This is a genomic window from Streptomyces sp. NPDC031340 (genome assembly GCF_055569945.1).
This window is the reverse complement of the sequence record NZ_JBVIIE010000075.1, coordinates 1-24135: the sequence shown is the minus strand read 5'-3', so window position 1 is coordinate 24135 and position 24135 is coordinate 1. Positions and strand designations below refer to the sequence as shown.

Annotated in this window: 24 protein-coding genes; 11 read left to right on the top strand and 13 right to left on the bottom strand. The window is 71.1% G+C overall.

Going from position 1 to position 24135, the window contains the following annotated elements; genetic code table 11:
• The first annotated feature begins 210 nt into the window (after nucleotides 1–210).
• On the top strand, nucleotides 211–894 hold the full coding sequence (locus tag ACZ5GT_RS36800) for an XRE family transcriptional regulator (RefSeq protein WP_469035244.1): 684 nt from the start codon (nucleotides 211–213) through the stop codon (nucleotides 892–894).
• A gap of 138 nt (nucleotides 895–1032) precedes the next feature.
• On the opposite strand, the gene ACZ5GT_RS36795 is transcribed toward ACZ5GT_RS36800, so the two are convergent.
• The gene (locus ACZ5GT_RS36795; RefSeq protein WP_469035242.1) at nucleotides 1033–2058 is read right to left on the bottom strand and encodes an ATP-dependent 6-phosphofructokinase; all 1026 of its coding nucleotides are present in this window, start codon (nucleotides 2056–2058) and stop codon (nucleotides 1033–1035) included.
• Nucleotides 2059–2403: 345 nt separating this feature from the next.
• On the opposite strand from ACZ5GT_RS36795, the gene pta reads away from it, so the two are divergent.
• The 3 genes from pta (at nucleotide 2404) to pyk (ending at nucleotide 7291) form a co-directional block, all read left to right on the top strand.
• Complete coding sequence (pta, locus tag ACZ5GT_RS36790) at nucleotides 2404–4494, top strand: phosphate acetyltransferase (RefSeq protein ID WP_469035240.1); 2091 nt, start codon at nucleotides 2404–2406, stop codon at nucleotides 4492–4494.
• Nucleotides 4495–4520: 26 nt separating this feature from the next.
• Nucleotides 4521–5750: an acetate kinase gene (locus tag ACZ5GT_RS36785; protein WP_469035284.1), complete on the top strand. Its 1230-nt coding sequence runs from the start codon at nucleotides 4521–4523 to the stop codon at nucleotides 5748–5750.
• 110 nt (nucleotides 5751–5860) lie between these two features.
• On the top strand, nucleotides 5861–7291 hold the full coding sequence (gene pyk / locus ACZ5GT_RS36780; protein ID WP_469035238.1) for a pyruvate kinase: 1431 nt from the start codon (nucleotides 5861–5863) through the stop codon (nucleotides 7289–7291).
• 135 nt (nucleotides 7292–7426) lie between these two features.
• Here pyk and ACZ5GT_RS36775 read toward each other — a convergent pair whose 3' ends face one another.
• The 4 genes from ACZ5GT_RS36775 to ACZ5GT_RS36760 all read right to left on the bottom strand — a co-directional run bounded on the left by ACZ5GT_RS36775 (nucleotide 7427) and on the right by ACZ5GT_RS36760 (nucleotide 11808).
• Complete coding sequence (locus ACZ5GT_RS36775; protein ID WP_469035236.1) at nucleotides 7427–8755, bottom strand: hypothetical protein; 1329 nt, start codon at nucleotides 8753–8755, stop codon at nucleotides 7427–7429.
• Nucleotides 8745–9353: a DUF6114 domain-containing protein gene (locus ACZ5GT_RS36770; RefSeq protein WP_469035234.1), complete on the bottom strand. Its 609-nt coding sequence runs from the start codon at nucleotides 9351–9353 to the stop codon at nucleotides 8745–8747. The genes ACZ5GT_RS36775 and ACZ5GT_RS36770 overlap by 11 nt, the downstream gene beginning before the upstream one ends.
• A gap of 153 nt (nucleotides 9354–9506) precedes the next feature.
• The gene (locus tag ACZ5GT_RS36765) at nucleotides 9507–10142 is read right to left on the bottom strand and encodes a DUF6230 family protein (protein ID WP_469035232.1); all 636 of its coding nucleotides are present in this window, start codon (nucleotides 10140–10142) and stop codon (nucleotides 9507–9509) included.
• 694 nt (nucleotides 10143–10836) lie between these two features.
• A complete protein-coding gene (locus ACZ5GT_RS36760; RefSeq protein WP_469035230.1) occupies nucleotides 10837–11808 on the bottom strand; it encodes a tetratricopeptide repeat protein in 972 nt (323 codons plus the stop codon).
• Nucleotides 11809–12021: 213 nt separating this feature from the next.
• Here ACZ5GT_RS36760 and ACZ5GT_RS36755 point away from each other — a divergent pair, with 213 nt between their 5' ends.
• Entirely contained in the window at nucleotides 12022–12642 is a 621-nt protein-coding gene (locus ACZ5GT_RS36755) for a TetR/AcrR family transcriptional regulator (protein WP_469035228.1), read from the top strand.
• A gap of 27 nt (nucleotides 12643–12669) precedes the next feature.
• Here the strand turns inward: ACZ5GT_RS36755 and ACZ5GT_RS36750 are convergent, their stop codons facing one another.
• From ACZ5GT_RS36750 to ACZ5GT_RS36715, 8 genes are all read right to left on the bottom strand, one after another.
• Nucleotides 12670–14370: an acyl-CoA mutase large subunit family protein gene (locus ACZ5GT_RS36750; RefSeq protein ID WP_469035226.1), complete on the bottom strand. Its 1701-nt coding sequence runs from the start codon at nucleotides 14368–14370 to the stop codon at nucleotides 12670–12672.
• 73 nt (nucleotides 14371–14443) lie between these two features.
• Nucleotides 14444–14782 (bottom strand): DUF3817 domain-containing protein, encoded by a 339-nt coding sequence (locus ACZ5GT_RS36745; protein ID WP_469035224.1) that lies wholly within the window; start codon nucleotides 14780–14782, stop codon nucleotides 14444–14446.
• Between the two features lie 55 nt (nucleotides 14783–14837).
• Complete coding sequence (locus ACZ5GT_RS36740; protein ID WP_324784776.1) at nucleotides 14838–15347, bottom strand: MarR family winged helix-turn-helix transcriptional regulator; 510 nt, start codon at nucleotides 15345–15347, stop codon at nucleotides 14838–14840.
• A gap of 484 nt (nucleotides 15348–15831) precedes the next feature.
• Nucleotides 15832–16482, bottom strand: a complete 651-nt coding sequence (locus ACZ5GT_RS36735) for a TetR/AcrR family transcriptional regulator (protein WP_469035222.1) — start codon at nucleotides 16480–16482, stop codon at nucleotides 15832–15834.
• Nucleotides 16479–17150: a DUF4166 domain-containing protein gene (locus tag ACZ5GT_RS36730; RefSeq protein WP_469035220.1), complete on the bottom strand. Its 672-nt coding sequence runs from the start codon at nucleotides 17148–17150 to the stop codon at nucleotides 16479–16481. The genes ACZ5GT_RS36735 and ACZ5GT_RS36730 overlap by 4 nt, the downstream gene beginning before the upstream one ends.
• Entirely contained in the window at nucleotides 17147–17899 is a 753-nt protein-coding gene (locus ACZ5GT_RS36725) for a hypothetical protein (RefSeq protein WP_469035282.1), read from the bottom strand. Before ACZ5GT_RS36725 ends, ACZ5GT_RS36730 begins: the two co-directional genes overlap by 4 nt.
• A gap of 124 nt (nucleotides 17900–18023) precedes the next feature.
• A complete protein-coding gene (locus ACZ5GT_RS36720) occupies nucleotides 18024–18317 on the bottom strand; it encodes an MTH1187 family thiamine-binding protein (protein ID WP_189986363.1) in 294 nt (97 codons plus the stop codon).
• Nucleotides 18314–18658 (bottom strand): DUF3817 domain-containing protein, encoded by a 345-nt coding sequence (locus ACZ5GT_RS36715; RefSeq protein WP_469035215.1) that lies wholly within the window; start codon nucleotides 18656–18658, stop codon nucleotides 18314–18316. Before ACZ5GT_RS36715 ends, ACZ5GT_RS36720 begins: the two co-directional genes overlap by 4 nt.
• A gap of 198 nt (nucleotides 18659–18856) precedes the next feature.
• Between ACZ5GT_RS36715 and ACZ5GT_RS36710 the strand changes: the two genes are divergently transcribed.
• From ACZ5GT_RS36710 to ACZ5GT_RS36685, 6 genes are all read left to right on the top strand, one after another.
• The gene (locus ACZ5GT_RS36710) at nucleotides 18857–19489 is read left to right on the top strand and encodes an AIM24 family protein (RefSeq protein WP_469035279.1); all 633 of its coding nucleotides are present in this window, start codon (nucleotides 18857–18859) and stop codon (nucleotides 19487–19489) included.
• A 1-nt stretch (nucleotide 19490) separates the two neighbouring features.
• Nucleotides 19491–20141, top strand: a complete 651-nt coding sequence (locus tag ACZ5GT_RS36705; RefSeq protein ID WP_469035213.1) for an AIM24 family protein — start codon at nucleotides 19491–19493, stop codon at nucleotides 20139–20141.
• A complete protein-coding gene (locus ACZ5GT_RS36700) occupies nucleotides 20138–20944 on the top strand; it encodes an AIM24 family protein (RefSeq protein ID WP_469035211.1) in 807 nt (268 codons plus the stop codon). Before ACZ5GT_RS36705 ends, ACZ5GT_RS36700 begins: the two co-directional genes overlap by 4 nt.
• A 92-nt stretch (nucleotides 20945–21036) precedes the next feature.
• Complete coding sequence (locus ACZ5GT_RS36695) at nucleotides 21037–21513, top strand: MarR family winged helix-turn-helix transcriptional regulator (protein WP_469035209.1); 477 nt, start codon at nucleotides 21037–21039, stop codon at nucleotides 21511–21513.
• A gap of 203 nt (nucleotides 21514–21716) precedes the next feature.
• Entirely contained in the window at nucleotides 21717–22511 is a 795-nt protein-coding gene (locus ACZ5GT_RS36690) for a shikimate dehydrogenase family protein (protein WP_469035207.1), read from the top strand.
• Nucleotides 22512–22587: 76 nt separating this feature from the next.
• Nucleotides 22588–23982 (top strand): class II 3-deoxy-7-phosphoheptulonate synthase, encoded by a 1395-nt coding sequence (locus ACZ5GT_RS36685; RefSeq protein WP_469035205.1) that lies wholly within the window; start codon nucleotides 22588–22590, stop codon nucleotides 23980–23982.
• The last annotated feature ends 153 nt before the right edge of the window (nucleotides 23983–24135 follow it).

Below are 24135 nucleotides of genomic sequence, written 5' to 3'. Positions count from 1 at the left end.
TCGGCGCCCGGCAGCGTACGGCATATGCCGGTTCACCTTGCCCTTCGCCGGATGCCCGACGCGCGTGCCTCACGCGGGCGCCGCCCCGTCGCCCCGTCGGGTCAGACACGTGTTCGCCGGTCGGCCGTCTCCGTGGCCGGAACCGTAGGTTCCTACGATCTGTGATCCTGGCCGAACAGAACGTAGTCATCGCGGGTCCAGGGCCCTACGTTGTGGGCCGTGCGCCAACCACCCCCCGCTCAGCCGAACCGGCCCGCCTCCCCGAATCCGCCCTTCGACGCCCCCGCCGCCCGCCGTCTGCGCGCCGCCCTGAACATGGGGCCCGAGCACGTCGCCTTCGGGCTGCGCGCCTCGTACGGACTGCCCTATGTCACCCCGGACCTCGTGATCGCCTGGGAGCAGGAGCTGTCCGCCCCGACCGTCCCCGAACTCACCGCTCTGGCCGGAGTTCTGTGGTGTTCGCCGGACGAACTCCTCGGCAGACCCCGCACGTTGCGCGAGCACCGCATCGCCCGCGGCCTCGCCCCGGAGGACGTCGCCCACCGCGTCGGCCTCGAACTCCTCGCCTATCTGCACATGGAGGAGCACGACTGCTGGCGCGGCAGCGAGCGCCAGTCGGCCGCCCTCGCCGACCTGCTCGGCCTCTCGCTGCCGGACTTCATCTCCGTCACGGGACGCGACGAGAAACTCGCCCAACTGCTGCGCAGCGCAGTGACCGCCCGCTGGCAGGCGTACGTCCGCCCGGTGGGCAGGACGGTGCCCCTGGACCGGCGCCTGCTCGCGGACGCCCTGCAGGAGTTGCACCAGGACTACCGGCAACGGACCGACGGCCCGGAGTTCCTGCACCGGATCGTCGACCACTTCTGGGCCGCCGTCCAGGACAACACCGCCTGAGCCGGCCGGAACCGGTGAGGAACCCGGACCCGGCGGAGCCACGAAGCCACGAAGTTACGTAGGCCGCGCCGGGGCCGGAACAACCAGGGCCCGGAACACCGGTGTCCGGAACACCGGGTCCGGAAGGCCCGGAGCGGTCTAGAAGACCGACTCCGCCTCGTCCATCCGGTCCTTCGGCACGGTCTTCAGCTCGGTGACCGCCTCCGCCAGCGGCACCATCACGATGTCGTTGCCGCGCAGCGCGGTCATCCGGCCGAACTCGCCGCGGTGCGCGGCCTCGACGGCGTGCCAGCCGAAGCGGGTGGCGAGGACGCGGTCGTAGGCGGTCGGCACGCCGCCGCGCTGGACGTGGCCGAGGATGACCGGCTTGGCCTCCTTGCCGAGGCGGCGCTCCAACTCGTAGGCCAGGGCCGTACCTATGCCCTGGAAGCGCTCGTGGCCGAACTTGTCGATCTCGCCCTTGCCGTAGTCCATGCTGCCCTCGGCGGGGTGGGCGCCCTCGGCCACGCAGATGACGGCGAACTTCTTGCCCCGCGAGAAGCGCTCCTCGACCATCTTCACCAGGTCGGCCGGGTCGAAGGCCCGCTCGGGCAGGCAGATGCCGTGCGCGCCGGCGGCCATGCCGGACTCGAGGGCGATCCAGCCGGCGTGCCGGCCCATCACCTCGACGACCATCACCCGCTGGTGCGACTCGGCGGTCGTCTTCAGGCGGTCCATCGCCTCCGTGGCGACCCCGACGGCGGTGTCGAAGCCGAAGGTGCGGTCGGTGGAGGAGATGTCGTTGTCGATCGTCTTGGGGACGCCGACCACCGGCAGCCCCGCGTCCGACAGCATGCGCGCCGCCGTCAGGGTGCCCTCGCCGCCGATCGGGATCAGCGCGTCGATGCCGAACTCGCGGACGATGTCGGAGGCGTTCTCGCATGCCTCGCGCAGGCGGTCACGCTCCAGCCGGGAGGAGCCGAGGATGGTGCCGCCGCGGGCCAGGATGCCGCTGACCGCGTTGAGGTCGAGGCCGCGGTAGCGGCCGTCCAGCAGGCCCGCGTAGCCGTCCACGAAGCCGATGACCTCGTCGCCGTAGGCCGTCACCGCTCGGTGCACGACCGACCGGATCACGGCGTTCAGGCCAGGACAGTCGCCGCCTGCGGTGAGAACTCCGATGCGCATCGTGCTGTGTCTCCTGCTCGCTTCTGGTTGCCGATGAGCCGGATTGCTGGTTCCGGTGAGCCAGTTCGATTGTTCCATGCCGCACAAGGCCACAGTGCTTCTGTCCGGTCCCTCCCGGACGGAAGCCGTGTGGGCCATTGGTCCCGATCTTGCCGCGGAACGGTGCTCCGGCCAGGGGCGGAGGTACTGTCAAGAGGGCTGCGCTCACCCCGGTGGGCGATTTCCGCACCGCGCGTGCGCACCCCGCCTCCCGCCCGGCGACACCAAGGCCCCGGGGCCCCGAGACCCGAGACCCCGGAAAACCCGGAAAAGACCGAAACCCCGAGAGACGAACGGAGAGCACGCGTGACGCGCAGCGTGTACGTGACCGGTATCGACCGCGGCGACGGCCGCCAGGTCGTGGAGCTGGGCGTGATGGAGCTCCTGACCCGGCAGGTCGACCGGGTCGGCGTGTTCCGCCCGCTCGTCCACCACAGCCCCGACCGCCTCTTCGAGCTGCTGCGTGCCCGGTACCGGCTGGTCCAGGACCCGGCCACGGTCTATGGCATGGACTACCAGGAGGCGTCCGCGCTGCAGGCCGAACAGGGCACCGACGAGCTGGTGTCGACCCTGGTCGACCGGTTCCACCGGGTCGCGCGCGACTACGACGTCGTCCTCGTCCTCGGCACCGACTTCGCCGACACCCAGCTGCCGGACGAGCTCTCGCTGAACGCCCGCCTCGCCAACGAGTTCGGCGCGTCGGTGATCCCGGTGGTGGGCGGCCGCAGGCAGACCGCCGAGTCGGTGCGCGCCGAGACGCGCAACGCCTACCGGGCGTACCACGGGCTGGGCTGCGACGTCCTCGCCATGGTCGTCAACCGGGTCGACCGCCAGGACCGTGAGGTGATCGCCGAGCGGCTGGAGGCCCGGCTGCCGGTGCCCTGCTACGTCCTGCCCGACGAGCCGGCCCTCTCCGCGCCGACCGTCGCGCAGATCGCCCAGGCGCTGGACGCCAGGATCGTGCTGGGCGACGACTCCGGGCTCGCCCGGGACGCCCTCGACTTCGTCTTCGGCGGCGCGATGCTGCCGAAGTTCCTCGACGCCCTGACGCCCGGCTGCCTGGTGGTCACCCCGGGCGACCGCGCCGACCTGGTGGTCGGCTCGTTCGCCGCGCACAGCGCCGGCACCCCGCCGATCGCCGGTGTGCTGCTGACCCTGGGCGAGGCCCCCGGCGAGGACGTCCTCACCCTGGCCTCCCGGCTGGCCCCGGGCACCCCGGTGCTCTCGGTGCCCGGCATGAGCTTCCCGACCGCCGAGCAGCTGTTCGCCCTGGAGGGCAAGCTGAACGCGGCGACCCCGCGCAAGGCGGAGATGGCGCTCGGCGTCTTCGAGCGCTACGTGGACACCGCCGCCCTGCTCGGGCGGGTGTCCGCGCCCACCACCGACCGCGTCACGCCCATGATGTTCGAGCACAAGCTGCTGGAGCAGGCCCGCTCCGACCGGCGCCGCGTCGTACTGCCCGAGGGGACCGAGGAGCGCGTCCTGCACGCCGCCGAGGTGCTGCTGCGCCGCGGGGTGTGCGACCTCGTGCTGCTCGGCCCGGTCGAGCAGATCCGCAAGAAGGCCGCCGACATCGGCATCGACCTGGGCGAGGCGCAGCTGATCGACCCGGCCACCTCCGAGCTGCGGGACGCCTTCGCCGAGAAGTACGCGAAGCTGCGCGCCCACAAGGGCGTCACGGTGGAGCTGGCGTACGACGTCGTCTCGGACGCCAACTACTTCGGCACGCTGATGGTCGAGCAGGGGCTCGCCGACGGCATGGTGTCCGGCTCGGTGCACTCCACGGCCGCCACCATCCGGCCCGCGTTCGAGATCATCAAGACCAAGCCGGACACCAAGATCGTCAGCTCGGTCTTCTTCATGTGCCTCACCGACAAGGTGCTGGTCTACGGCGACTGCGCGGTGAACCCCGACCCGGACGCGGCGCAGCTCGCCGACATCGCCGTCCAGTCGGCGGCCACCGCCGAGCAGTTCGGGGTGGAACCGCGGATCGCGATGCTGTCGTACTCCACCGGCACCTCCGGCTTCGGCGCCGACGTCGACAAGGTGCGCGAGGCGACGGAACTGGTGCGTTCGCGGCGGCCGGACCTGAAGATCGAGGGGCCCATCCAGTACGACGCCGCCGTCGAGCCGACGGTCGCGGCGACGAAGCTGCCGGAGTCCGAGGTGGCCGGGCAGGCGAGCGTGCTGATCTTCCCCGACCTCAACACCGGCAACAACACCTACAAGGCCGTGCAGCGCTCGGCCGGGGCGATCGCGGTCGGACCTGTGCTGCAGGGGCTGCGCAAGCCGGTCAACGACCTGTCCCGGGGCGCGCTCGTCCAGGACATCGTGAACACGGTCGCCATCACGGCGATCCAGGCCCAGTCCCCGACCGAGAAGGTTCCCGCCCCGTGACCTCCCACCCGTCGCCCAGCGCCGCCCTGCCCGACGATCCGCGCCCGGCGCCCCCCGCCCGCGTGCTCGTCCTCAACTCCGGCTCCTCCTCGGTGAAGTACCAGCTTCTCGACATGCGCGAGAGCTGCCGGCTGGCGGTGGGTCTCGTCGAGCGCATCGGCGAGCAGACCTCGCGGCTGCGGCACACGCCGTCGGCCACCGGCGTGACCCGGGAACACAACGGGCCCATCGCCGACCACGACGCCGCCCTGAAGGCCGTCGCCGACGAACTGGCCAGGGACGGGCTCGGACTCGACTCGCCCGAACTCGCCGCCATCGGGCACCGGGTGGTGCACGGCGGCATGCACTTCACCGAGCCGACCGTGATCGACGACACCGTGCTCGACGAGATCGAGCGGCTGATCCCGGTGGCCCCGCTGCACAACCCGGCCAACCTCACCGGCATCCGCACCGCGCGGGCGCTGCGCCCCGACCTGCCCCAGGTCGCCGTCTTCGACACCTCGTTCCACACCACGATGCCGGAGTCGGCCGCCCGGTACGCGATCGACGTGGCCACGGCCGACGCCCACCGCATCCGGCGCTACGGGTTTCACGGGACCTCGCACGCCTACGTGTCCCGGGCGACGGCGAAGCTGCTGGGCAGGGCGCCCGAGGACGTCAACCTGATCGTGCTGCACCTGGGCAACGGCGCGTCCGCGTCGGCCGTGCGGGCCGGGAAGTGCGTGGACACCTCCATGGGACTGACGCCTTTGGAGGGCCTGGTGATGGGTACGCGGTCCGGGGACATGGACCCGGCCGTCATCTTCCATTTGATGCGCGTAGGGGGAATGTCCACCGACGAGATCGACACTCTTCTCAACAAGAGGAGCGGACTGATCGGGCTGTGCGGTGACAACGACATGCGGGAGATCCGGCGCCGTATCGGTGAAGGTGACGAACAGGCGCGGCTGGCCTTCGACATCTACATTCACCGTTTGAAGAAGTACATTGGCGCCTATTACGCCGTGCTCGGACGGGTGGACGCGGTCGCCTTCACCGCCGGAGTCGGCGAGAACGCGGCATCGGTGCGGGAGGCCGCCGTGGCGGGCCTGGAGGAGCTGGGCCTGGCGGTCGACGCCGCGCTGAACACGGCGCCCGGCACCGGACCGCGGCTGATCTCGCCCGCGGACGCGCGGGTGGCCGTCGCCGTGGTGCCGACGGACGAGGAACTGGAGATCGCGACGCAGACCTACGCACTGGTCGGAAAGAACCGCTAGACAACAGCCGAGGAATACACGCCGGTAACACGCCTGAGCGCGGCCCCGCCCATTTGTATCTTCCGCCAGACGGAATATTCCGCGGCGAAACAAACCGATAGGATCGCCCCATGCGCCGTTCGAAAATCGTCTGTACTCTCGGCCCCGCGGTCGACTCCCACGAGATGCTGGTCTCCATGATCGAGGCCGGCATGAACGTGGCCCGGTTCAACTTCAGCCACGGCACCCACGCCGAGCACCAGGGGCGGTACGACCGCGTCCGGGCCGCGGCCAAGGAGACCGGCCGGGCCATCGGCGTCCTCGCCGACCTGCAGGGTCCGAAGATCCGCCTGGAGACCTTCGCCGAGGGCCCGGTGGAGCTCGAGCGGGGTGACGAGTTCGTCATCACCACCGAGGACGTCCCCGGCGACAAGAGCATCTGCGGCACGACCTACAAGGGCCTGCCCGGCGACGTCGCGCGCGGCGACCAGATCCTGATCAACGACGGCAACGTCGAGCTGAAGGTGCTGGACGTCGAGGGCCCGCGGGTGCGGACGGTCGTCGTCGAGGGCGGCGTGGTCTCCGACCACAAGGGCATCAACCTGCCCGGCGCGGCGGTGAACGTGCCGGCGCTGAGCGAGAAGGACGTCGAGGACCTCCGGTTCGCGCTGCGCATGGGCTGCGACATGGTCGCCCTGTCCTTCGTGCGGGACGCCAAGGACGTCGCCGACGTCCACAAGGTCATGGACGAGGAGGGCCGCCGCGTCCCCGTCATCGCCAAGGTGGAGAAGCCGCAGGCGGTGGAGAACATGGAGGACGTCGTCGCGGCGTTCGACGCCGTGATGGTGGCCCGCGGCGACCTGGCCGTCGAGTACCCGCTCGAGAAGGTCCCCATGGTGCAGAAGCGCCTGATCGAGCTGTGCCGGCGCAACGCCAAGCCGGTGATCGTGGCGACCCAGATGATGGAGTCGATGATCACCAACTCCCGTCCGACCCGCGCCGAGGCGTCCGACGTGGCCAACGCGATCCTGGACGGGGCCGACGCGGTCATGCTGTCCGCCGAGTCGAGCGTGGGCGCGTACCCGGTCGAGACCGTCAAGACGATGTCGAAGATCGTCACGGCGGCCGAGCAGGAGCTGCTCAGCAAGGGCCTGCAGCCGCTGGTGCCGGGCAAGAAGCCGCGCACGCAGGGCGGTTCGGTCGCGCGCGCCGCGTGCGAGATCGCGGACTTCCTGGGCGGCAAGACCCTGATCGCCTTCACCAAGTCCGGTGACACCGCCCGCCGGCTGTGCCGCTACCGCGCCACCCAGCCGATCCTCGCCTTCACCACCGACGAGGGCACCCGCAACCAGCTCACGCTCAGCTGGGGCGTGGAGTCGCACGTCGTGCCGTTCGTCAACAGCACCGACGAGATGGTCGACCTGGTCGACCAGGAGGTCATGAAGCTGGGCCGGTACAACGACGGCGACATCATGATCATCACCGCCGGCTCGCCGCCCGGCGTCCCCGGCACCACCAACATGGTCCGCGTCCACCACCTCGGCGGCGGCGAGAACGACTGACGCCGCGCGCGGACCGCCCGCGCGCACCCGTACGACCGGAGCCGTACGACCGGACCTGTACGACACCGAGGGCGCCCCCTGGGACCAGGGGGCGCCCTCGGCTTGTGCGGCTCCCGAACGGGTTCGTGGCGGCGGTCAGCCGGTGCCGTCGGTGGTGTACAGGTGCATCCCGGGCACGTGCAGGGTGCCGCCGAACTGGGCGGCCTGCACGACCTTGACGTTGGTGAAGTAGATCAGCGGGATGTTCAGCGGCGGCGGGTTGTCCGGGCTGAACGTGATCGGGATCAGGCCGAACAGGTTGCCGGAGATGCTTTCGGTGTACATCACCGTGTCGCCGTCGCGGATCGTGGACGTCGTGCCCTTGCCGGCCTGGACGTGGTAGGTCTTGCCGGACTGCTGGTCCTTGACCGTCTGGTGCAGGTCGCCGATGTCGGTGCCGCCGGAGATGACGTACTTCAGCGCCTTCTTCTTGGTGCCGTTGGCCGTCTTCACCTCGACGATGCCCTGGTAGTCGGCGCCCTTCAGCAGCAGGGAGCTGGCGTTGAGGTACCAGGGGTCGTCCGCCACCGGCACCTTGTTGTCGACGCCGCTGACGTCGTCCGTGGCGGCCGGGCAGTCCCCGGCGGACGTACTCGGGCTGGGCGAGGCGCTGGCGGAGGGCGTGGCGGACGCGGTCGGAGCCGGCGTGGCGGTGGCGTCCTGGGCCGCCGCGGTCGCCGTGTCGGTCACGTCCTTCACCGTGTCGCCGGCCGTACCGGCCGTACCGCTGTCCGAGGACTTCGACGTCGGCTTCGACGACGCCGAGGACGACGAGGAGGAGTCCGCGGTCGCGCTCGGCGACGCCGACGCGGTCGGCGTCGGGTCGGCGGTGGCCGTGTCGCCGCCGCCGGTGAAGATGTCGCCGATCGTGTCGCCGATGGTGTCGAGCAGGTTGCCGCTCTCGGACGCGGTCGGGGTCGGCGTGGCGGTGGCGTCGGAGCCCGAACCCGACGTACCGGTGGACGGCGTGGGCGTGGGTGTGGCCTGGTCGCCGGAGCCCGAACCCGACGAGGAGTCCGTGCCCGTGTCCGAACCCGTGCCGGTGTCCGAGGAGTTCTCCGACGTGCCGGCGGTGGACGACGGCGTGGGCGTCGCGGTGTCGGTGCTGCTCGCGGAGGCGGACGGCGACGGCGAGGCCGACGCGCCCGAGTCCGTCAGGGCGGTCACGCAGTCCTTGTACTCGTCGGCGGTCAGGCTCTTCGCCGTCGGCGACGGCGAGGAGCCGTTGCTGTCGGCGAGGGCGAGGGTCGACGTGAACCCCATCCCCATCAGCACCGCGGTCGGCATCGCCACCGTGGCTATCGCCTTGCCGGCCGGCATGTGGAACCTGGTGAACAGCGGCTTCTTGGGTGCCGCGTGACGCGGCCCGGTTCTCGCACGGGACGCGTCCACGTCAGTCCCGTGGGCCACCTCGTCAGCCGGCACTGTGCCTCCCGTTCGCCCCGTTGGCCGGGCTCGTTCCTGACAGATCGTTCGGCTCGCTCGTCTCGGCCGGCGCCTCGGACGGCGTCTCGGCCGGCACCGCGGTCGGCGCCTGGGCGGGCTCGGGCGCCGTGGCGTCCGGGCCGGCCGTCACAGGGGCGCCGCCCGTGCCCGCCATGTCCTTGTGGACCGGCTCCTCTGCGGACGGATCACCCGGCACCCACGCCACGGCCATGGCCCCGCCGACCATCGCGAGCAGGAAGCCCATGAGGAAGCCGCCGAGGTTGGACACCGGGATGGAGACCAGGGCCAGCAGGATCGCCGCGACGCCCGCGAAGGTGCGCACGTGCTTCTGGAACCAGAGGCTGACACCCAGGACGACGAGCAGCACGCCGATGATCAGGGAGCCGGCACCCCCGGTGGTGGCCATCGCCAACGTCAGGTGACCGACCTGGAGATGCGCGTACGGGAAGTACATGATCGGAAAGCCGGCGAGCAGGACGAACAACCCGGCCCAGAACGGCCGCGTGCCCCGCCAGGCGCGGAACTGCAGCCTCCGGCGGCTGATCTGGCCGGGTGCGGCAGGAGTCTCGGCGCTCATGGAAAACAGCTCCCTGGTGCGGCGTTGCTGTGGTGTTGGTGCGGTGGTGATGCGTGGTGGTGCGGTGGTGCCGAGTTGGGCAATACGTGAAGAAAGCGGGAAGAGAGGGGACGGGCGGGGGCGCCATAGGCTCCCCCGCCCGTCATCGAGTGCTTAGTAGCACTCCTTGACACCCGTCGACACCGACATCTTCAGGCCGCTGAGCTTGAAGGTTCCGGCGGTGGTGGCCCACGCCGTCTGCTTCACGTTGCTCAGCTCGGCCTTCTCGGCCTGCTGGGCGAATCCGTACGGGTTCGCCTGCTCGCCGCCGCCCTTCATGCCGGGACCCTTGGTGGCGTCCTTGGCGGCCACACCGATGTCGATGTTCGTGAACGTCGCGTCGGCGCTCAGTTCGTCGAGGTCGATGTAGAGGTTGTCCGCCTCGACCGGCGTGGCGCCGCCGCCCGCCTTCAGGATGAGGCTGACGTTGCCCAGAATCGGGATGTCCGGGGTGACCACGGACTGGCACAGGCCCTTGATGGTCGCGGACTTGAACGCCGAGACCGCAACCGGGTGGACCGTCTTCTTGCCGTCGAGGGTGTACCCCGCGTCAAGCGCGCCGTACTGCGAGAAGCCGTTGCCCACCAGAGAGTCTGCGGTCACCTTGAACTGCTGACCGGACACGCTGAAGGACGCGGCGAGGGCGCCCTGCGCGAGGGCGACGCCTATCGCGGCCGTTGCGGCGACGCTGGGCACCATGACCACAGCGAACCGCTTCCATCTGGTCCCGCCACGCACCTGGGACTCCATATTTCCTCCTTCTCGGACGTACATCTCCTGACCCTGACTGCCTCCAGACGGCGGCTCAGCCGGGCAGGGATGGGAGAAGTGCTACGTCCTCGGGAAGGAGAGCGCCCGCGCTCGGCGGCGCGAGAAACGCGCCCGAATCACCGGCGATCACCCCCGAGCGACAACCACTGGTCGCGCCTGACACGCATCACGCACAACCTTGCCGGACAGGCTTCGCCGGGTGGGCGAAGACCCCCCTGTCCGAGAACCGGCGTCCGTGACGCCGGCTCTGCTCGGTGGGGACCCTGGAACTCCCGCGACCCGACCGGCTGTCGGGGTACGGGAACGGACCGAGCGTGGCCGATCGTGGTGCATTCTCGCCGCCCGCACAAGGGGGTTCGTTACTGGCTAGTAACGGCCGGATAACCGAAGAACGGCTCGGAGGTCTCGGACGGCGACGCAGGGTGCCGTCGAGCCGGGGGACAAAACTATTGATCACTGGACGAAATCCGACAGACAGACGCCCGTAACTTACTGGCAGTAACAGCGGCCGCGATTACCAAGATTTGGTAAAGCGCGGCCGCACTGCGACGCCGTCGACAGATCTTTCACTCGGGCATCACGGGCCCGGGCGTTTAACGACTGGTCAGAACGGGGCCTGTACCCCGCTCAGAACAGGACGCACACCCCGTTCAGGACAGAATCCGCACCCCGCTCAGAACAGGGCGCGCGCCAGCGCCCGGCGCGCGGCGGCCACCCGCGGGTCCTCCGCCCCCACCACCTCGAACAGCTCCAGCAGCCGCAGACGTACGGCGTCCCGGTCGTCGCCCGCCGTGCGCCGCACGGTGTCGATGAGCCGCCCGAAGGCGTCCTCGACGTGTCCGCCCACCAGGTCCAGGTCGGCGGCGGTGATCTGCGCCTGCACGTCGGCCGGCTTCTCGGCCGCCTCCCGGCGGGCCCGCTGCGGGTCCACACCCTGCACCCGCTGCAGCAACTCGGCCTGTGCGAGGCCGAGTTTGGCCTCCGGGTCGGCCGGGTCGGCGCTGAGCACGTTGCGGTACGCCTGGATGGCGCCGCCCAGGTCGCCGGCGTCCAGGGCCCGCACGGCGGCGTCGAGCAGCGCGTCGTGGGGACTCGCGGGCTTCTCGGGGGCCGCCGCGCCGCCCGGCTCGGCGTCCGGGTCGACGACAAGGCCGGTCAGGCCGAAGCGCTGCTCGGCGACCTGCACCAGCTGGTCCAGGGTCTGCCGGATCTGCGCCTCGCCCGCGGCGCCCTGGAAGAGAGGCAGCGCCTGGCCGGCGACCACCGCGAACACCGCCGGGATCCCCTGGACCCCGAACTGCTGCATCAGCATCTGGTTCGCGTCGACATCGATCTTGGCGAGCAGGAACCGGCCGTTGTATTCGACGGCGAGCCGCTCCAGGACCGGGCTCAGCTGCTTGCAGGGCTGACACCACTCGGCCCAGAAGTCGATGACGACGGGCACCTCGGCGGACCGCTGGAGGACGTCGAGTTCGAAGGACGCCTCGTCGACGTCGATCACGAGGTCGACCGGCGAGACCGCGCCTCCCCCGCCCTGCCGTGCCGCTTCGGCGCGCGCCTGCTCCGCCTTCGCCTTGGCCTCCTGGGCCGCCTTCACCGCGGCGAGGTCGACGACTCCGCTCATGGACATGTTCCGTGGCTGCATGCGTCTATCCTCCCCCGTGAGTGCGCGTGTTGTGAAAAGCGGCGGCAAGCCGGTCCGCCGTGTGCGTTCGGCGCCGGGTCCCCACCCTCGCCAGTGGTCGTCACTCGAACTTTCGCTACGACCCGTAGCGTAATAGCACGGGGTGCCCGAGCGAAACCGGATTCCGGTGATCTCCCTCACGGCATCACGGCATCCGCCGGTTATGGTCAGGGCATGCAGAGCCGCACACCCGCCCCGCGCGCCGCGGGACGTCCGCGCAGCGCCGCCGCGGACGCGGCGATCCTGGCCGCCACGCGGCAGGCGCTGGTGGAACTCGGCTGGTCGAAACTCACCCTCCAGGATGTCGCGACGCGCGCCGGAGTGGCGAAGACGACCCTCTACCGCCGCTGGGCGGGCAAGAACGAGCTCGTGGTCGACGCGGTGGCGGAACTCTTCGACGAGCTCGAACTCCCCGACCGCGGCACCCTGGCCGCCGACATCGAGGGCGTGGTGCTGCAGTTCGCCGCCATCCTGGCCCGCCCGGAGGCCAGGAGCGGCCTGATGGCGGTGGTCGCCGAGTCGACGCGGGACGCGGCCCTGCGCGAGCGCATCCGTCAGTCCATCGTGGAGCGGCAGAAGCGCCTGGTGGTGGAGGGCCGCACGCGGGCGCAGGAGCGCGGCGAGCTTCCGGCGCCGGCGGACCCGGAGGAGGCCGCCCGCACCGCGGACCTGATCTTCGACGTGGTGGCGGGTGCGGTGGTCCACCGCACCCTGGTGAGCGCGGAACCGGCGGACGAGCAGTGGGCGCGCGGCCTCACCAGGGTGCTGCTGCTCGGTCTCGCCGGAACCGCGTGAGCGGGCGGATCGGTTCCGCCCGCTCCGTCAGAAACCGGCGGGCTCGGTGTAGACGCCCCACTCGTCACGCAGCACACCGCAGACCTCGCCGAGCGTCGCCTCCGCCCGTACGGCGTCCAGCATCGGCTCGATCATGTTGGCGCCCTCGCGCGCGGCGGTGAGCATCGCCTCCAGCGCGGAGCGCACGGCGCCCTCGTCCCGGGCGGCCTTGCGGTCGGCCAGCACCCGGACCTGCTCCCGCTCCACCTCGTGGCTGACCCGCAGGATCTCCAGATCGCCGGTGACGGAACCGGTGTGGACGTTGACGCCCACGACCTTCTTCTCGCCCTTCTCCAGGGCCTGCTGGTAGCGGAAGGCGGACTCGGCGATCTCGCCGGTGAACCAGCCGTCCTCGATGCCGCGCAGGATCCCGGAGGTGATGGGCCCGATCGGGTGCTGCCCGTCCGGGTGCGCCCGCAGGCCCCGTTCCTTGATCTGCTCGAAGATCTTCTCGGCGTCGGCCTCGATGCGGTCGGTGAGCTGCTCGACGTACCAGGAGCCGCCCAGCGGGTCGGCGACGTTGGCGACGCCGGTCTCCTCCATGAGCACCTGCTGGGTGCGCAGGGCGATCTCCGCGGCCTGCTCGCTGGGCAGCGCCAGGGTCTCGTCCAAGGCGTTGGTGTGCAGCGAGTTGGTCCCGCCGAGCACCGCCGCGAGCGCCTCGACGGCCGTGCGCACCACGTTGTTGTACGGCTGCTGCGCGGTCAGCGAGACGCCGGCGGTCTGCGTGTGGAAGCGCAGCCACTGGGCCTTCTCGGAGGTCGCGCCGTACACGTCCCGCATCCAGCGCGCCCAGATGCGCCGGGCCGCGCGGAACTTGGCGATCTCCTCGAAGAAGTCGACGTGCGCGTCGAAGAAGAAGGAGAGGCCGGGGGCGAAGACGTCGACGTCCAGACCGCGGGACAGGCCCAGCTCCACGTACCCGAAGCCGTCCGCGAGGGTGTACGCCAGCTCCTGCGCCGCCGTGGAGCCGGCCTCGCGGATGTGGTACCCGGAGACGGACAGCGGCTTGTAGGCGGGGATGCCGGCCGCGCAGTACTCCATGAGGTCGCCGATCAGGCGCAGGTGCGGCTCGGGCTGGAAGAGCCACTCCTTCTGCGCGATGTACTCCTTGAAGATGTCGGTCTGCAGCGTGCCGTTGAGGACCGACGGGTCGACGCCCTGGCGCTCGGCGGCGACCAGGTACATGCAGAAGACCGGGACGGCCGGTCCGCTGATGGTCATGGAGGTGGTGACGTCGCCGAGCGGGATGTCCTTGAACAGCACCTCCATGTCGGCCGCCGAGTCGATGGCCACGCCGCAGTGGCCGACCTCGCCCAGCGAGCGCGGGTCGTCGGAGTCGCGGCCCATCAGTGTCGGCATGTCGAAGGCGACGGAGAGGCCGCCGCCGCCGTTGCCGAGGATCATCTTGTAGCGCTCGTTGGTCTGCTCGGCGTTGCCGAACCCGGCGAACTGGCGGATCGTCCAGGTCCGGCCCCGGTAGCCGGTCGGGTACAGCCCGCGCGTGAAGGGGTACTCCCCCGGCCAGCCGATGCGCTCGAATCCGTCGTAGGCGTCCCCCGGGCGTGGCCCGTACACCGGCTCCACGGGGTCCCCGGAGAGCGTGGTGAAGTCTGCGTCGCGCTTGCGTGCGGCGTCGTACCGGGCCTGCCAGCGTCGGCGGCCCTCCTCGATGGCGTCAGCGTCCATACCCTCGAATTTACTAGGACGTCCAAGTAAATGTCGATGGGGGACCGCCGTACGCACTCGTACGGCGGTACGGTCAGGCCTTGGCGACCGCGGGGGTCTCCCCGGCGAGCTGTGACTCCAGCTCGTGGCTGATCTTGCGCTCCACGAAGAAGGCCGCCGTCGGGATGGTCCCGGCGAGCAGGACCCAGAGCTGCTTGCCGACCGGCCACTTCGCCTTGGAGCCCAGGTCGAAGGCGAAGACCAGGTAGACGACGTAGAGCCAGCCGTGCGCGATGGCGACGACGCGGGTGAAGTCCGCGGCGCCGTTCATGTCCAGGCCGTACTTGGCGATCATGCTCAGGCACAGCAGGACCAGCAGCACGCCGGTTACGTAGGCCATGACGCGGTAGCGGGTCAGCACGCTCTTCTTCATGGCTTCGAGCGTAACCGGCCGATCCGGGAGATCTCGTCCCGGGCCCGGCTTGGTGTCACTCGTCGTCGAAGTCGTGCGCCGACACGCGCAGCGGGCGCAGCATCGCGAAGATCTCCTGGCACTCGTCCGCGTCGTACACGCCCAGGCCGAAGTCCATCGCCATCAGGTCGCGGGTGGCGGCGTCGACCACCTCGCGGCCCTTGTCCGTGATGACGGCGAGGGTGCCGCGGCCGTCGTTGGGGTTGGGCCTGCGGTCCACCAGGCCGGACTTCACCAGCCGGTCCACGGTGTTCGTCACGGAGGTGGGGTGCACCATCAGGCGCTCGCCGATCTTGGACATCGGCAGCTCGCCGGCCTTGGAGAAGGTGAGCAGCACCAGGGCCTCGTACCGTGCGAAGGTCAGTCCGTAGGGCTTGACCACCGCGTCGACCTCGGCGAGCAGGATCTGGTGCGCTCGCATGATCGAGGTGATGGCCGCCATGGACGGCACGTTTCCCCAGCGCTGCTTCCAGAGTTCGTCGGCGCGGGCGATGGGATCGAACGGGAGACTGAGCGGCTTCGGCACGGCATCAGACCTTACCGGCCGGTCATATGCTGGTCAGCCCTGTCTCGCCTTTCGGTCCGGAGCGGGTCGCTTCGCGGGCGGGGTGTGCGGCGGGCGGTGGGGGGTCGGGGTCGTGGCGGTGCGGTGAGCCCGCCGCGGGTGGGGCCCCTCTGCCCGCTGCCACGGTCCAGGGCGTGGGGACCGGGTAAGCGGCGGGCTCCACCGCACCGCCACGACCCGCTCCCGCGCGTACTCGGCCGCGGGTGCGTCGCCATCGCGCGGGGGCTCCCCGCGCGCACTCGGGTGCGGGGTGCGTCCCCACAGCCGCACGAGGGCTCCCGCGCGTGCTCGGGTGCGGGGTGCGTCCCCACAGCCGCACGAGGGCTCCCGCGCATACTCGGCCGCGGGGGCGTCCCCACAGCCGCACGAGGGCTCCTGCGCATACTCGGCCGCGGGTGCGTCCCCATCGCACGAGGGCTCCCGCGCGTGCTCGGGTGCGGGGGTGTCAGCGGGTTTTGGTGCGGCGTAGGTGGTGTCTCACGGCTCGTTGGGCGACGGGGCCGAGTTCGTCCAGGGCCGCCACCAGGGAGCCCAGTTGGTCCAGTGCGTCGAGGGCTGCGGTTGCGCCGGGCATGTCGACCCGTTCGTAGAGTTCGATGCCGACGAAGGACGCCGCCACGGCGCGGGCCAGGCCCGCGGGGTCGGTGAACTCGCCGAAGGGGGTGTCCGCGAGGACCCGGGTGAGGACCTGGTCGATCTCGGTGATCCACAGGTCCAGGCCCGCCGCCGTGGCGGGGCCGAGGGTGGCGTGGGTCTGGGCGCCTGCCAGCAGCTGGCCCAGGAGTGCCACGTGGCCGCCGGCGCGTTCCTCCTCGTGGATCCGCCGGCCCACGGCGAGGAGTTCGGACAGCGAGGTGACCGAGGAGAGGCGGGCGCGGTAGCGGGAGACGGAGCGTTCCGCCCCGTAGCGGCAGGCCGCGGCGAGGAGTTCGTCCACCGAGCCGAAGTGGTAGAAGACCAGGGCCTGGTTGACCCCGGCCGCCGCCGCGATCGTACGGGCCGACGTCTTGGCGATGCCCTGCTCGGTCAGCGTGCGCAGCGCGCCCTCGAGGAGTCTGGTCTTCGTTTCGTGCGACTTGGCCGTCTCGGGACTCATGCGCGCCGCTCTTCGCGGACCGGGCGCAGGTCGGGGCGTGGGCGGGCAGGGGTGTAGGAGGCGGTGAAGGAGCCCTCGTAGCCGAACAGCGGGCCGAAGTGGCGGTTGACCACGCGGACGCTGATGCGGAAGCGGCCGGCGGAGTCGTCGTAAGACTCGCGGACCTCGGCCGTCGCGCCGAGCAGTTCGGGGACGCGCACGTCCACCGGGCCCTCCCGGAACCGGTGCTCGCCGGAGCGGATGAGGAGTGAGCCGTCGGGCTCGGCGCGGAGGTGGAGGTCGCTGGCGAGGTGCTGGTGGGTGCCCAGGTAGTCGAGGATGCGGTCGCCCTTGGGGCTCAGCACCATCTGGGCGTCGAAGCGGTGGGGACGGCCCAGGTCGAAGGTGCGTACGAAGGTCACCGTCTCACGGCCGTAGCGGTCGGTGTAGGGAACGTTCTCGATCACGAACGGCACCCGGCGGCCCGCCCGGGGAACCAGGATGTTGCGGGTGGCCCCCAGGGCGAGGAACGGCTTCACGAACGCCCCTCCGTGCCAGACGCGGTCCATCACGCCCCGGCCGGTGCACGCCTCGCCGCTCGCCAGGCCGACCGAGAAGCGGCGCCGCAGCTGGGGGTGGAGGCGGTCGAAGTCGGGGCCCATGACCGTGCGGAAGATCGAGGTCGTCATCGGTGGTCCTCCAGGGTGCGCAGCAGTCGCGGGGCATGCGTGTGGGTGGGCGGGGTGCGCAGGCAGCGGCGGGCGGCCGGTGTCGTGGGCAGCGGGGGCGCCAGGAGGGCCAGGGAGAGGGCGACCAGCGACAGCACGGGGGTCGCGAAGGACAGCAGGGGGGAGAAGGGGGTGGCGGGTGGCAGGAGGTGGCCGTAGTCGAAGAGGGTGAGGGACACGGCGGCCGTGGTGGTGCGGAGGAGGAGTTCGGCCAGCCAGTTGGCGCGGGCGCGTTCCGGGGTGATGTCCCGCTCCAGCCACAGGCGCAGCCGGTCGAAGGACCAGGCCGTCGCCCAGCCCATGAGCGGGCGCAGCAGCAGCCGGTCGGCGAGGGCGCCCAGGACGCCCCAGCGGGGGCGGTAGTCGTAGCCGGTGAGGAAGCGGACGCCGTCGCCGTCGGGGATGTAGCGCCAGTAGCCACTGCCCTCGGCGAGGAGGGAGAGGGGGTGCGGGGAGGCGAAGCGGAGGGCGGAGGTGCGGGTGCCGTCCGGGCGCCGGCGCTCGCCCGCCGAGACTCCGGTGCCGGCGATCTTCAGGAAGGGCAGCACGCGTGTGGCGTAACGGAAGCGCTGCGGCTCGCCCTCGGCGGGCGGGAGCATGGTGATCTCGGTGAAGCGCAGGTCCCAGCGCCCGTGCTGCGCCGGGTCCTGGGTGCGCGTCCAGAGATCGTCGAGATCGGCGCGGATCCGCGCCTCTATGTAGAGCCCCACGTCGTCCCCCGGCCCGGTGATTTTTGAGCGGTCGCTCAAGTGGTGCTCAAGGTACAGGGTTTTGAGCGGTCGCTCAAAGAGGGGGGACGAGAAAACCCCGGCTCGGGTGAGCCGGGGTCTGTGACTAGCGGGCGAGGTGGCGTTCCACCGTCTCGACCTTGGAGGTCAGGCCGTCGGTCACGCCGGGGCGGATGTCCGCCTTCAGGACCAGGGAGACGCGCGGCGCCCGCGCCTCGACCGCGGCGACGGCGCGCCGGACGACGTCCATGACCTCGTCCCACTCGCCCTCGATCGAGGTGAACATGGCGTCCGTGCGGTTGGGCAGGCCCGACTCGCGGACCACGCGGACGGCGTCGGCGACGTACTCCCCCACGTCCTCGCCGACGCCCAGCGGCGTCACGGAGAAGGCGACGATCATGCGTTCACGACCCCTTCCTTGCGGGCGCGGGAGGCGATGACCGCGTCCTCGGCCGCCCGCTTGAGCTTGCGCTCGGCGAAGAAGCCGCCGGTCGGCAGGACGGAGAGGACGAAGTAGAGCGCAGCGGTCTTCAGGTCCCACTTGGCGCGGTTCCAGGCGTCCGCCCAGAAGATCACGTAGAGGACGAACAGGACGCCGTGCACCATGCCCATCACCGGCACCGCGTTGAAGTCCGTGGTCCGCTTCAGGACCGAGCAGACCAGCAGCAGGATGAAGGAGACCGCCTCGGGCGCGGAGACGAGGCGGAGGCGGCGGAGGGCGGAGGCGGTCTTGAGGTCCACGGGGCACCTTCGGTGGTCGGGGAGTGACGGCAGGTTTGTGAATGCAAGCACAAACGCTCAGCCATTGTGGCAAACGACGGGGCGAACGGGGGCCGGGGGGTCGGCCGGCGGCGGGCCCTAGGGGGTTCTTCAGGGACTTTCTCCCCCTGTGGGCTCTGTGCGCCGGGGGCGGGCGGCGGTTAACGTCGCTGCGTGGCGATGTTCCGACTTCAAGGCAGCAAGGTGCTCGCCGTCGACATGACCGGAGACGCCGTCAAGGCGAAGAACGGCTCCATGGTCGCGTACGACGGGCAGATGGCCTTCAAGAAACTGAGCGGGGGCGGTGAGGGCATCCGGGGCATGGTGACCCGGCGGCTCACCGGCGAGCAGATGACGTTGATGGAGGTGAGGGGGCAGGGGACCTGCTGGTTCGCCGACCGGGCGAGCGAGATCAACCTGGTCGCGCTCCGGGGGGACACCCTGTACGTGGAGTCGAGCAACCTGCTCGCCACCGACGGGGGGCTGCGCACCGGGACGACCTTCACCGGGCTGCGCGGGGCCTCGCAGGGCAACGGGCTGTTCACCACGACGATCGAGGGGCACGGGCAGGCGGCGATCATGTCGGACGGTCCGGCGGTCGTGCTGCGGGTCAGCGCGCAGTACCCGCTGAACGTCGACCCCGGCGCCTACATCGCGCACCAGGGCAACCTGCGGCAGTCGTTCCAGTCCGGTGTGACGTTCCGCACCCTCATGGGTGAGGGCGGCGGCGAGGCCTTCCAGATCCGGTTCGAGGGGGACGGCCTGGTGTACGTGCAGCCGAGCGAGCGGAACACGATCGCGGGGGATGTGTGACATGGCTCTGCGTGAGATCAACTCCAAGATGGTCGAGGCGACCGTCCTGCCGGGTCAGCGGCTGTTCAGCCAGCGCGGCGCCATGCTCGCCTACAAGGGCGAGGTGTCGTTCACGCCCAACATGCAGGGCGGCCAGGGCGGGCTGATGTCGATGATCGGGCGGCGGGTCGCGGGCGAGGCCACCCCGCTGATGACGGTGGAGGGCAGCGGCACCGTGTTCTTCGGTCACGGCGGCCACCACGTCCAGGTCATCACCCTCGCCGGCGACACGCTGTACGTGGAGGCGGACCGGCTGCTCGCCTTCGAGGGCACGCTCGAGCAGGGCACGATGTTCATGGGCGCGCAGGGCGGCGTGATGGGCATGGTGCGCGGCCAGGTCACCGGCCAGGGCCTGTTCACCACCACCCTGAAGGGCCACGGCGCGGTGGCCGTGATGGCCCACGGAGGCGTGTTCGAGGTCCCGATCACCCCGCAGCGGCCGGTCCACGTCGACCCGCAGGCGTACGTCGCCCACCACGGTGACGTGCGCAACAAGCTGTCCACGGCACTGGGCTGGCGGGACATGGTGGGCCGCGGCTCCGGCGAGGCCTTCCAGCTGGAGCTGAGCGGCAGCGGTTCGGTGTACGTGCAGGCCTCGGAGGAGAAGCTGTGACGACCTACCCGGGGGCCGGTCCCACGGTCCACGACCCGATGACGCTGCCGGCCGACGACAACGTGAACAGTTACACCTTCTGCGTGGAGCTCAAGGGGAGCCAGTGGTTCCTGCAGAAGGGGAAGATGATCGCCTACTACGGGTCGATCGAGTTCGACGGCATCGGGCACGGCCGGCTCGACCGGCTCGACCGGCTCGTCCGCACCTCGTTCCATTCGCCTTTGCACGCCGCCGACTGGGTCGGGGCGCAGGGCTCGGGCAAGATGCTCCTCGCCGACCGGGCCTTCGACGTCAATTCCTATGACCTCGACAACGGCAATCTGACCATTCGCTCGGGCAACCTGCTCGCTTTTCAGCCAAGCCTGTCACTCAAGCAGTCGATCGTGCCCGGGTTCGTGACCCTCATCGGAACCGGAAAGTTCGTGGCCGCCTCCAACGGCCCGGTGGTGTTCATGGAGCCCCCGATCCGGGTGGACCCGCAAGCGCTTGTGGGCTGGGCCGACTGCCCCTCCCCGTGCCACCACTACGACCATGGGTACATGACCGGCGTGATGGGCGGTCTACGTGCACTGACGGGGCTCGGCGGGGCCTCCGGGGAGGAGCACCAGTTCGAGTTCGTGGGGGCCGGCACGGTGCTGCTGCAGTCCACCGAGGTCCTGATGGCCGAACAGCCCACCGGGGCGACTCCCCAGCAGGCCGGAGTGCCCGGTGGAGGGGGGCTCTTCACAGGGTCCCCACAGCAGGGCGGCACACCGCGCCTTCCCGGACAGCTGGGCGACCTCCAGCGCCGCTTCGGGCTGTGAGCGGTAGTCTGCGGAGTGTGACATCGAACGCGTGCGCACAGTCACACCACCCTCACTAGTTCACCTTTCAACCTTTTAGGTAGACTTCATTCATGGAGACCGAGACGGCCACGCGCTGGCTGACCGATGCGGAGCAGTGCGCCTGGCGCACCCACCTGGAGGTCAACAGGCTGTTGACGTACCAGCTCGAAAAGGACCTGCAGCCGTTCGGCCTGACGATGAACGACTACGAGATCCTCGTGAACCTCTCCGAGTCGGAGGATGTGCGGATGCGCATGAGCGATCTCGCGTCCGCCACCCTCCAGTCCAAGAGCCGCCTCTCCCACCAGATCACCCGGATGGAGAACGCGGACCTGGTCCGGCGTGAGCACTGCGAGTCCGACCGCCGCGGGCTGTACGCCGTCCTCACCGAGCACGGCATGGAGACCATGCAGAAGGTGGCGCCCCACCATGTGGCGTCCGTGCGCAGGCACTTCATCGACCTGCTGTCCCCCGAGGCCCTGACGGAACTCGACAAGGCGCTCAAGCCGATCGCGGAACACCTGCGCGGTCAGCGGGGACGCCCCTAGCCGACGGGGACACGACAGCGGTCCTCGATCCGCGGCCGTACCGGACGGGCTCGTCCCGCCGGTGCGGCCGCAGCGGTTGTGGGGCCGGGCGACGGGAGCGGGCCGCCCGACAGGGGGACATCAGGGGATGGCCCGCCATCCGTGCCGCCGTATCGTCATGCTGTCTCCCCGGCTCCAGGTCCCACGCGGAAGGCGGTCGTGGCATGGACAGCGTGCACGTGATCAGCGGCACCACCCGCCTGTACGCGGTGCTCGGCGACCCGGTGACGCAGGTGCGGGCGCCGGCCCTGCTCAATCCGCTCTTCGTGCGGCTGGGGCGGGACGCGGTGCTGGTGCCGGTCGACGTGGCGCCGGCGCGGCTGGAGGACGCCGTCCGGGGGCTGTCCGCCGTTCGCAACCTGGACGGGCTGCTGGTGACCGTCCCGCACAAGACGGCCTGCCGGGTGCTGGCGGACCGGGTCTCCGAGGCCGCGGCGCTCAGCGGCTCGGTCAACGCGCTGCGCCGCCTGCCGGAGGGCGGCTGGGAGGGCGCGAACTTCGACGGCGAGGGCTTCGTGCGCGGGCTGCGCGCCGCCGGCCACGAGCCGCGCGGCGCGACGGTGTGCCTGGCGGGCGCCGGGGGCGCCGGCTCGGCGATAGCGGTGGCGCTGCTGCAGGCGGGCGCCCGGGTCACCCTGTGGGACGCGGACCCGGACCGCGCGGCCGCCCTGGCCGCCCGGCTCGCCCCGCACTTCCCCGGCCGTCTCGCCGCCGCCCCCGGGCATGTCGACGCGGACCTCGCCGTCAACGCCACCCCGATGGGACTGCGTCCCGGCGACCCGCTGCCCTTCGACCCGGCCGGCCTGCGGCCCGGCACCCTGGTGGCCGACATCATCATGTCGCCGCGGTGCACGGCCCTGCTGCGGACGGCCCGGGAGGCGGGGCTGCCGGTGCACTACGGAGAGCCGATGCTCGCCGAACAGATCGCCCTCTACCAGGAGTTCTTCGAGCTGGGCTGAGGCCGCCCGGGCAGATGGGCACCCGGTTACCGCGCAGTGGCCGGGCGTGCCCCGTGTCCTGCCTACTGTCCTGGACATGCCTCCACTCATACAGACCACCGCCGCCGCGAGCAGCGCCGCGCTGCCCCCTGCCGTGGCCGAACGGGTGGCCGACGCTCTCGCCCGACCCGCGGCCCAGCAGCCCGAGTACCCCGATCCCACCCGAGTCGGCGAGGTGCGCGCCACCCTGGAGCGGCTGCCCTCGCTCGTCCTGCCCGGCGAAGTCGACCGGCTGCGCCGGCGGCTCGCCGAGGTCGCCCACGGGCGCGCGTTCCTGCTGCACGGCGGGGACTGCGCGGAGACGTTCGAGGGCAACACCGGGGAGCACGTCCGCGCGAACGTCCGCACCCTGCTGCAGATGGCCGTCGTCCTGACGTACGGGGCGAGCCTGCCCGTCGTGAAGGTCGCGCGGATCGCCGGACAGTTCGCCAAGCCCCGCTCGAAGCCCTCCGACGAGCTGAACCTGCCGGTCTACCGTGGCGACATCGTCAACTCCGCCGAGCCCGTCCCCGCGGCCCGGGTGGCGGATCCCGGCCGCATGGTGGAGGCGTACGCCCACTCCGCCGCCGCCCTCAACCACGTGCGCGCGATGACCGACTCCGGCCTGGCCGACCTGGACCGGGTGCAGGGCTGGAACCAGGACTTCGTCCGGCTGTCGCCCGCCGGACAGAGCTTCAGCGCCCTCGCCTCCGAGATCGACAGCGGCCTGCGCTTCATGAAGGCGTGCGGCGCCGACCACCGGGCCCTGCACACCACCGAGGTGTACGCGTCCCACGAGGCGCTGCTGCTCGACTACGAGCGGGCCCTGCTGCGCCATGTCGCCGAGGAGGACACCGGCCGTACGGCGTTGTACGGCCTGTCCGGGCACTTCCTGTGGATCGGGGAACGCACCCGTGACCTGGACGGCGCGCACATCGCCCTCGCCGCGCAGCTGGCCAACCCGATCGGGCTGAAGATCGGGCCGGGCACGTCTCCCGAGCAGGCGGTCGAGTACGTCCGCCGGCTCGACCCGGACCGGGTGCCCGGGCGGCTGACGCTCATCTCGCGGATGGGCCGGGAGCGGATCCGCGAGGTGCTGCCGCCGATCGTGGAGCGGGTCACCGCGCTCGGCCACCGGGTGGTGTGGCAGTGCGACCCGATGCACGGCAACACCAAGGAGACCGAGAGCGGCTACAAGTCCCGGCACTTCGACGACATCCTCGACGAGGTGCGCGGCTTCTTCGAGGTGCACCGGGCGCTCGGCACCCATCCGGGCGGGCTGCACGTGGAGCTGACCGGCGACCCGGTCACCGAATGCCTGGGCGGCGCCTGCGAACTCGACGACACCGCCCTCGTGGCCCGCTACGAGACCCTCTGCGATCCCCGGCTCAACCCCGAGCAGTCCGCGGAACTCGCCTTCCTCGTGGCCGAGTTGATGCGCATACGCGGATGAGGAGCGCCGCTCGCCGGCCCGCGGCGGGACGCCCGTGGGGGGGGGGGGGGGGGGGGGGGGGGGGGGGGGGGGGGGGGGGGAGGCCCCCCCCCCCCCCCCCCGCCCGGCCGCGCCCCGCCCCTGAGCGGTCGTACCGGCCGCTCGGGCCCGGCC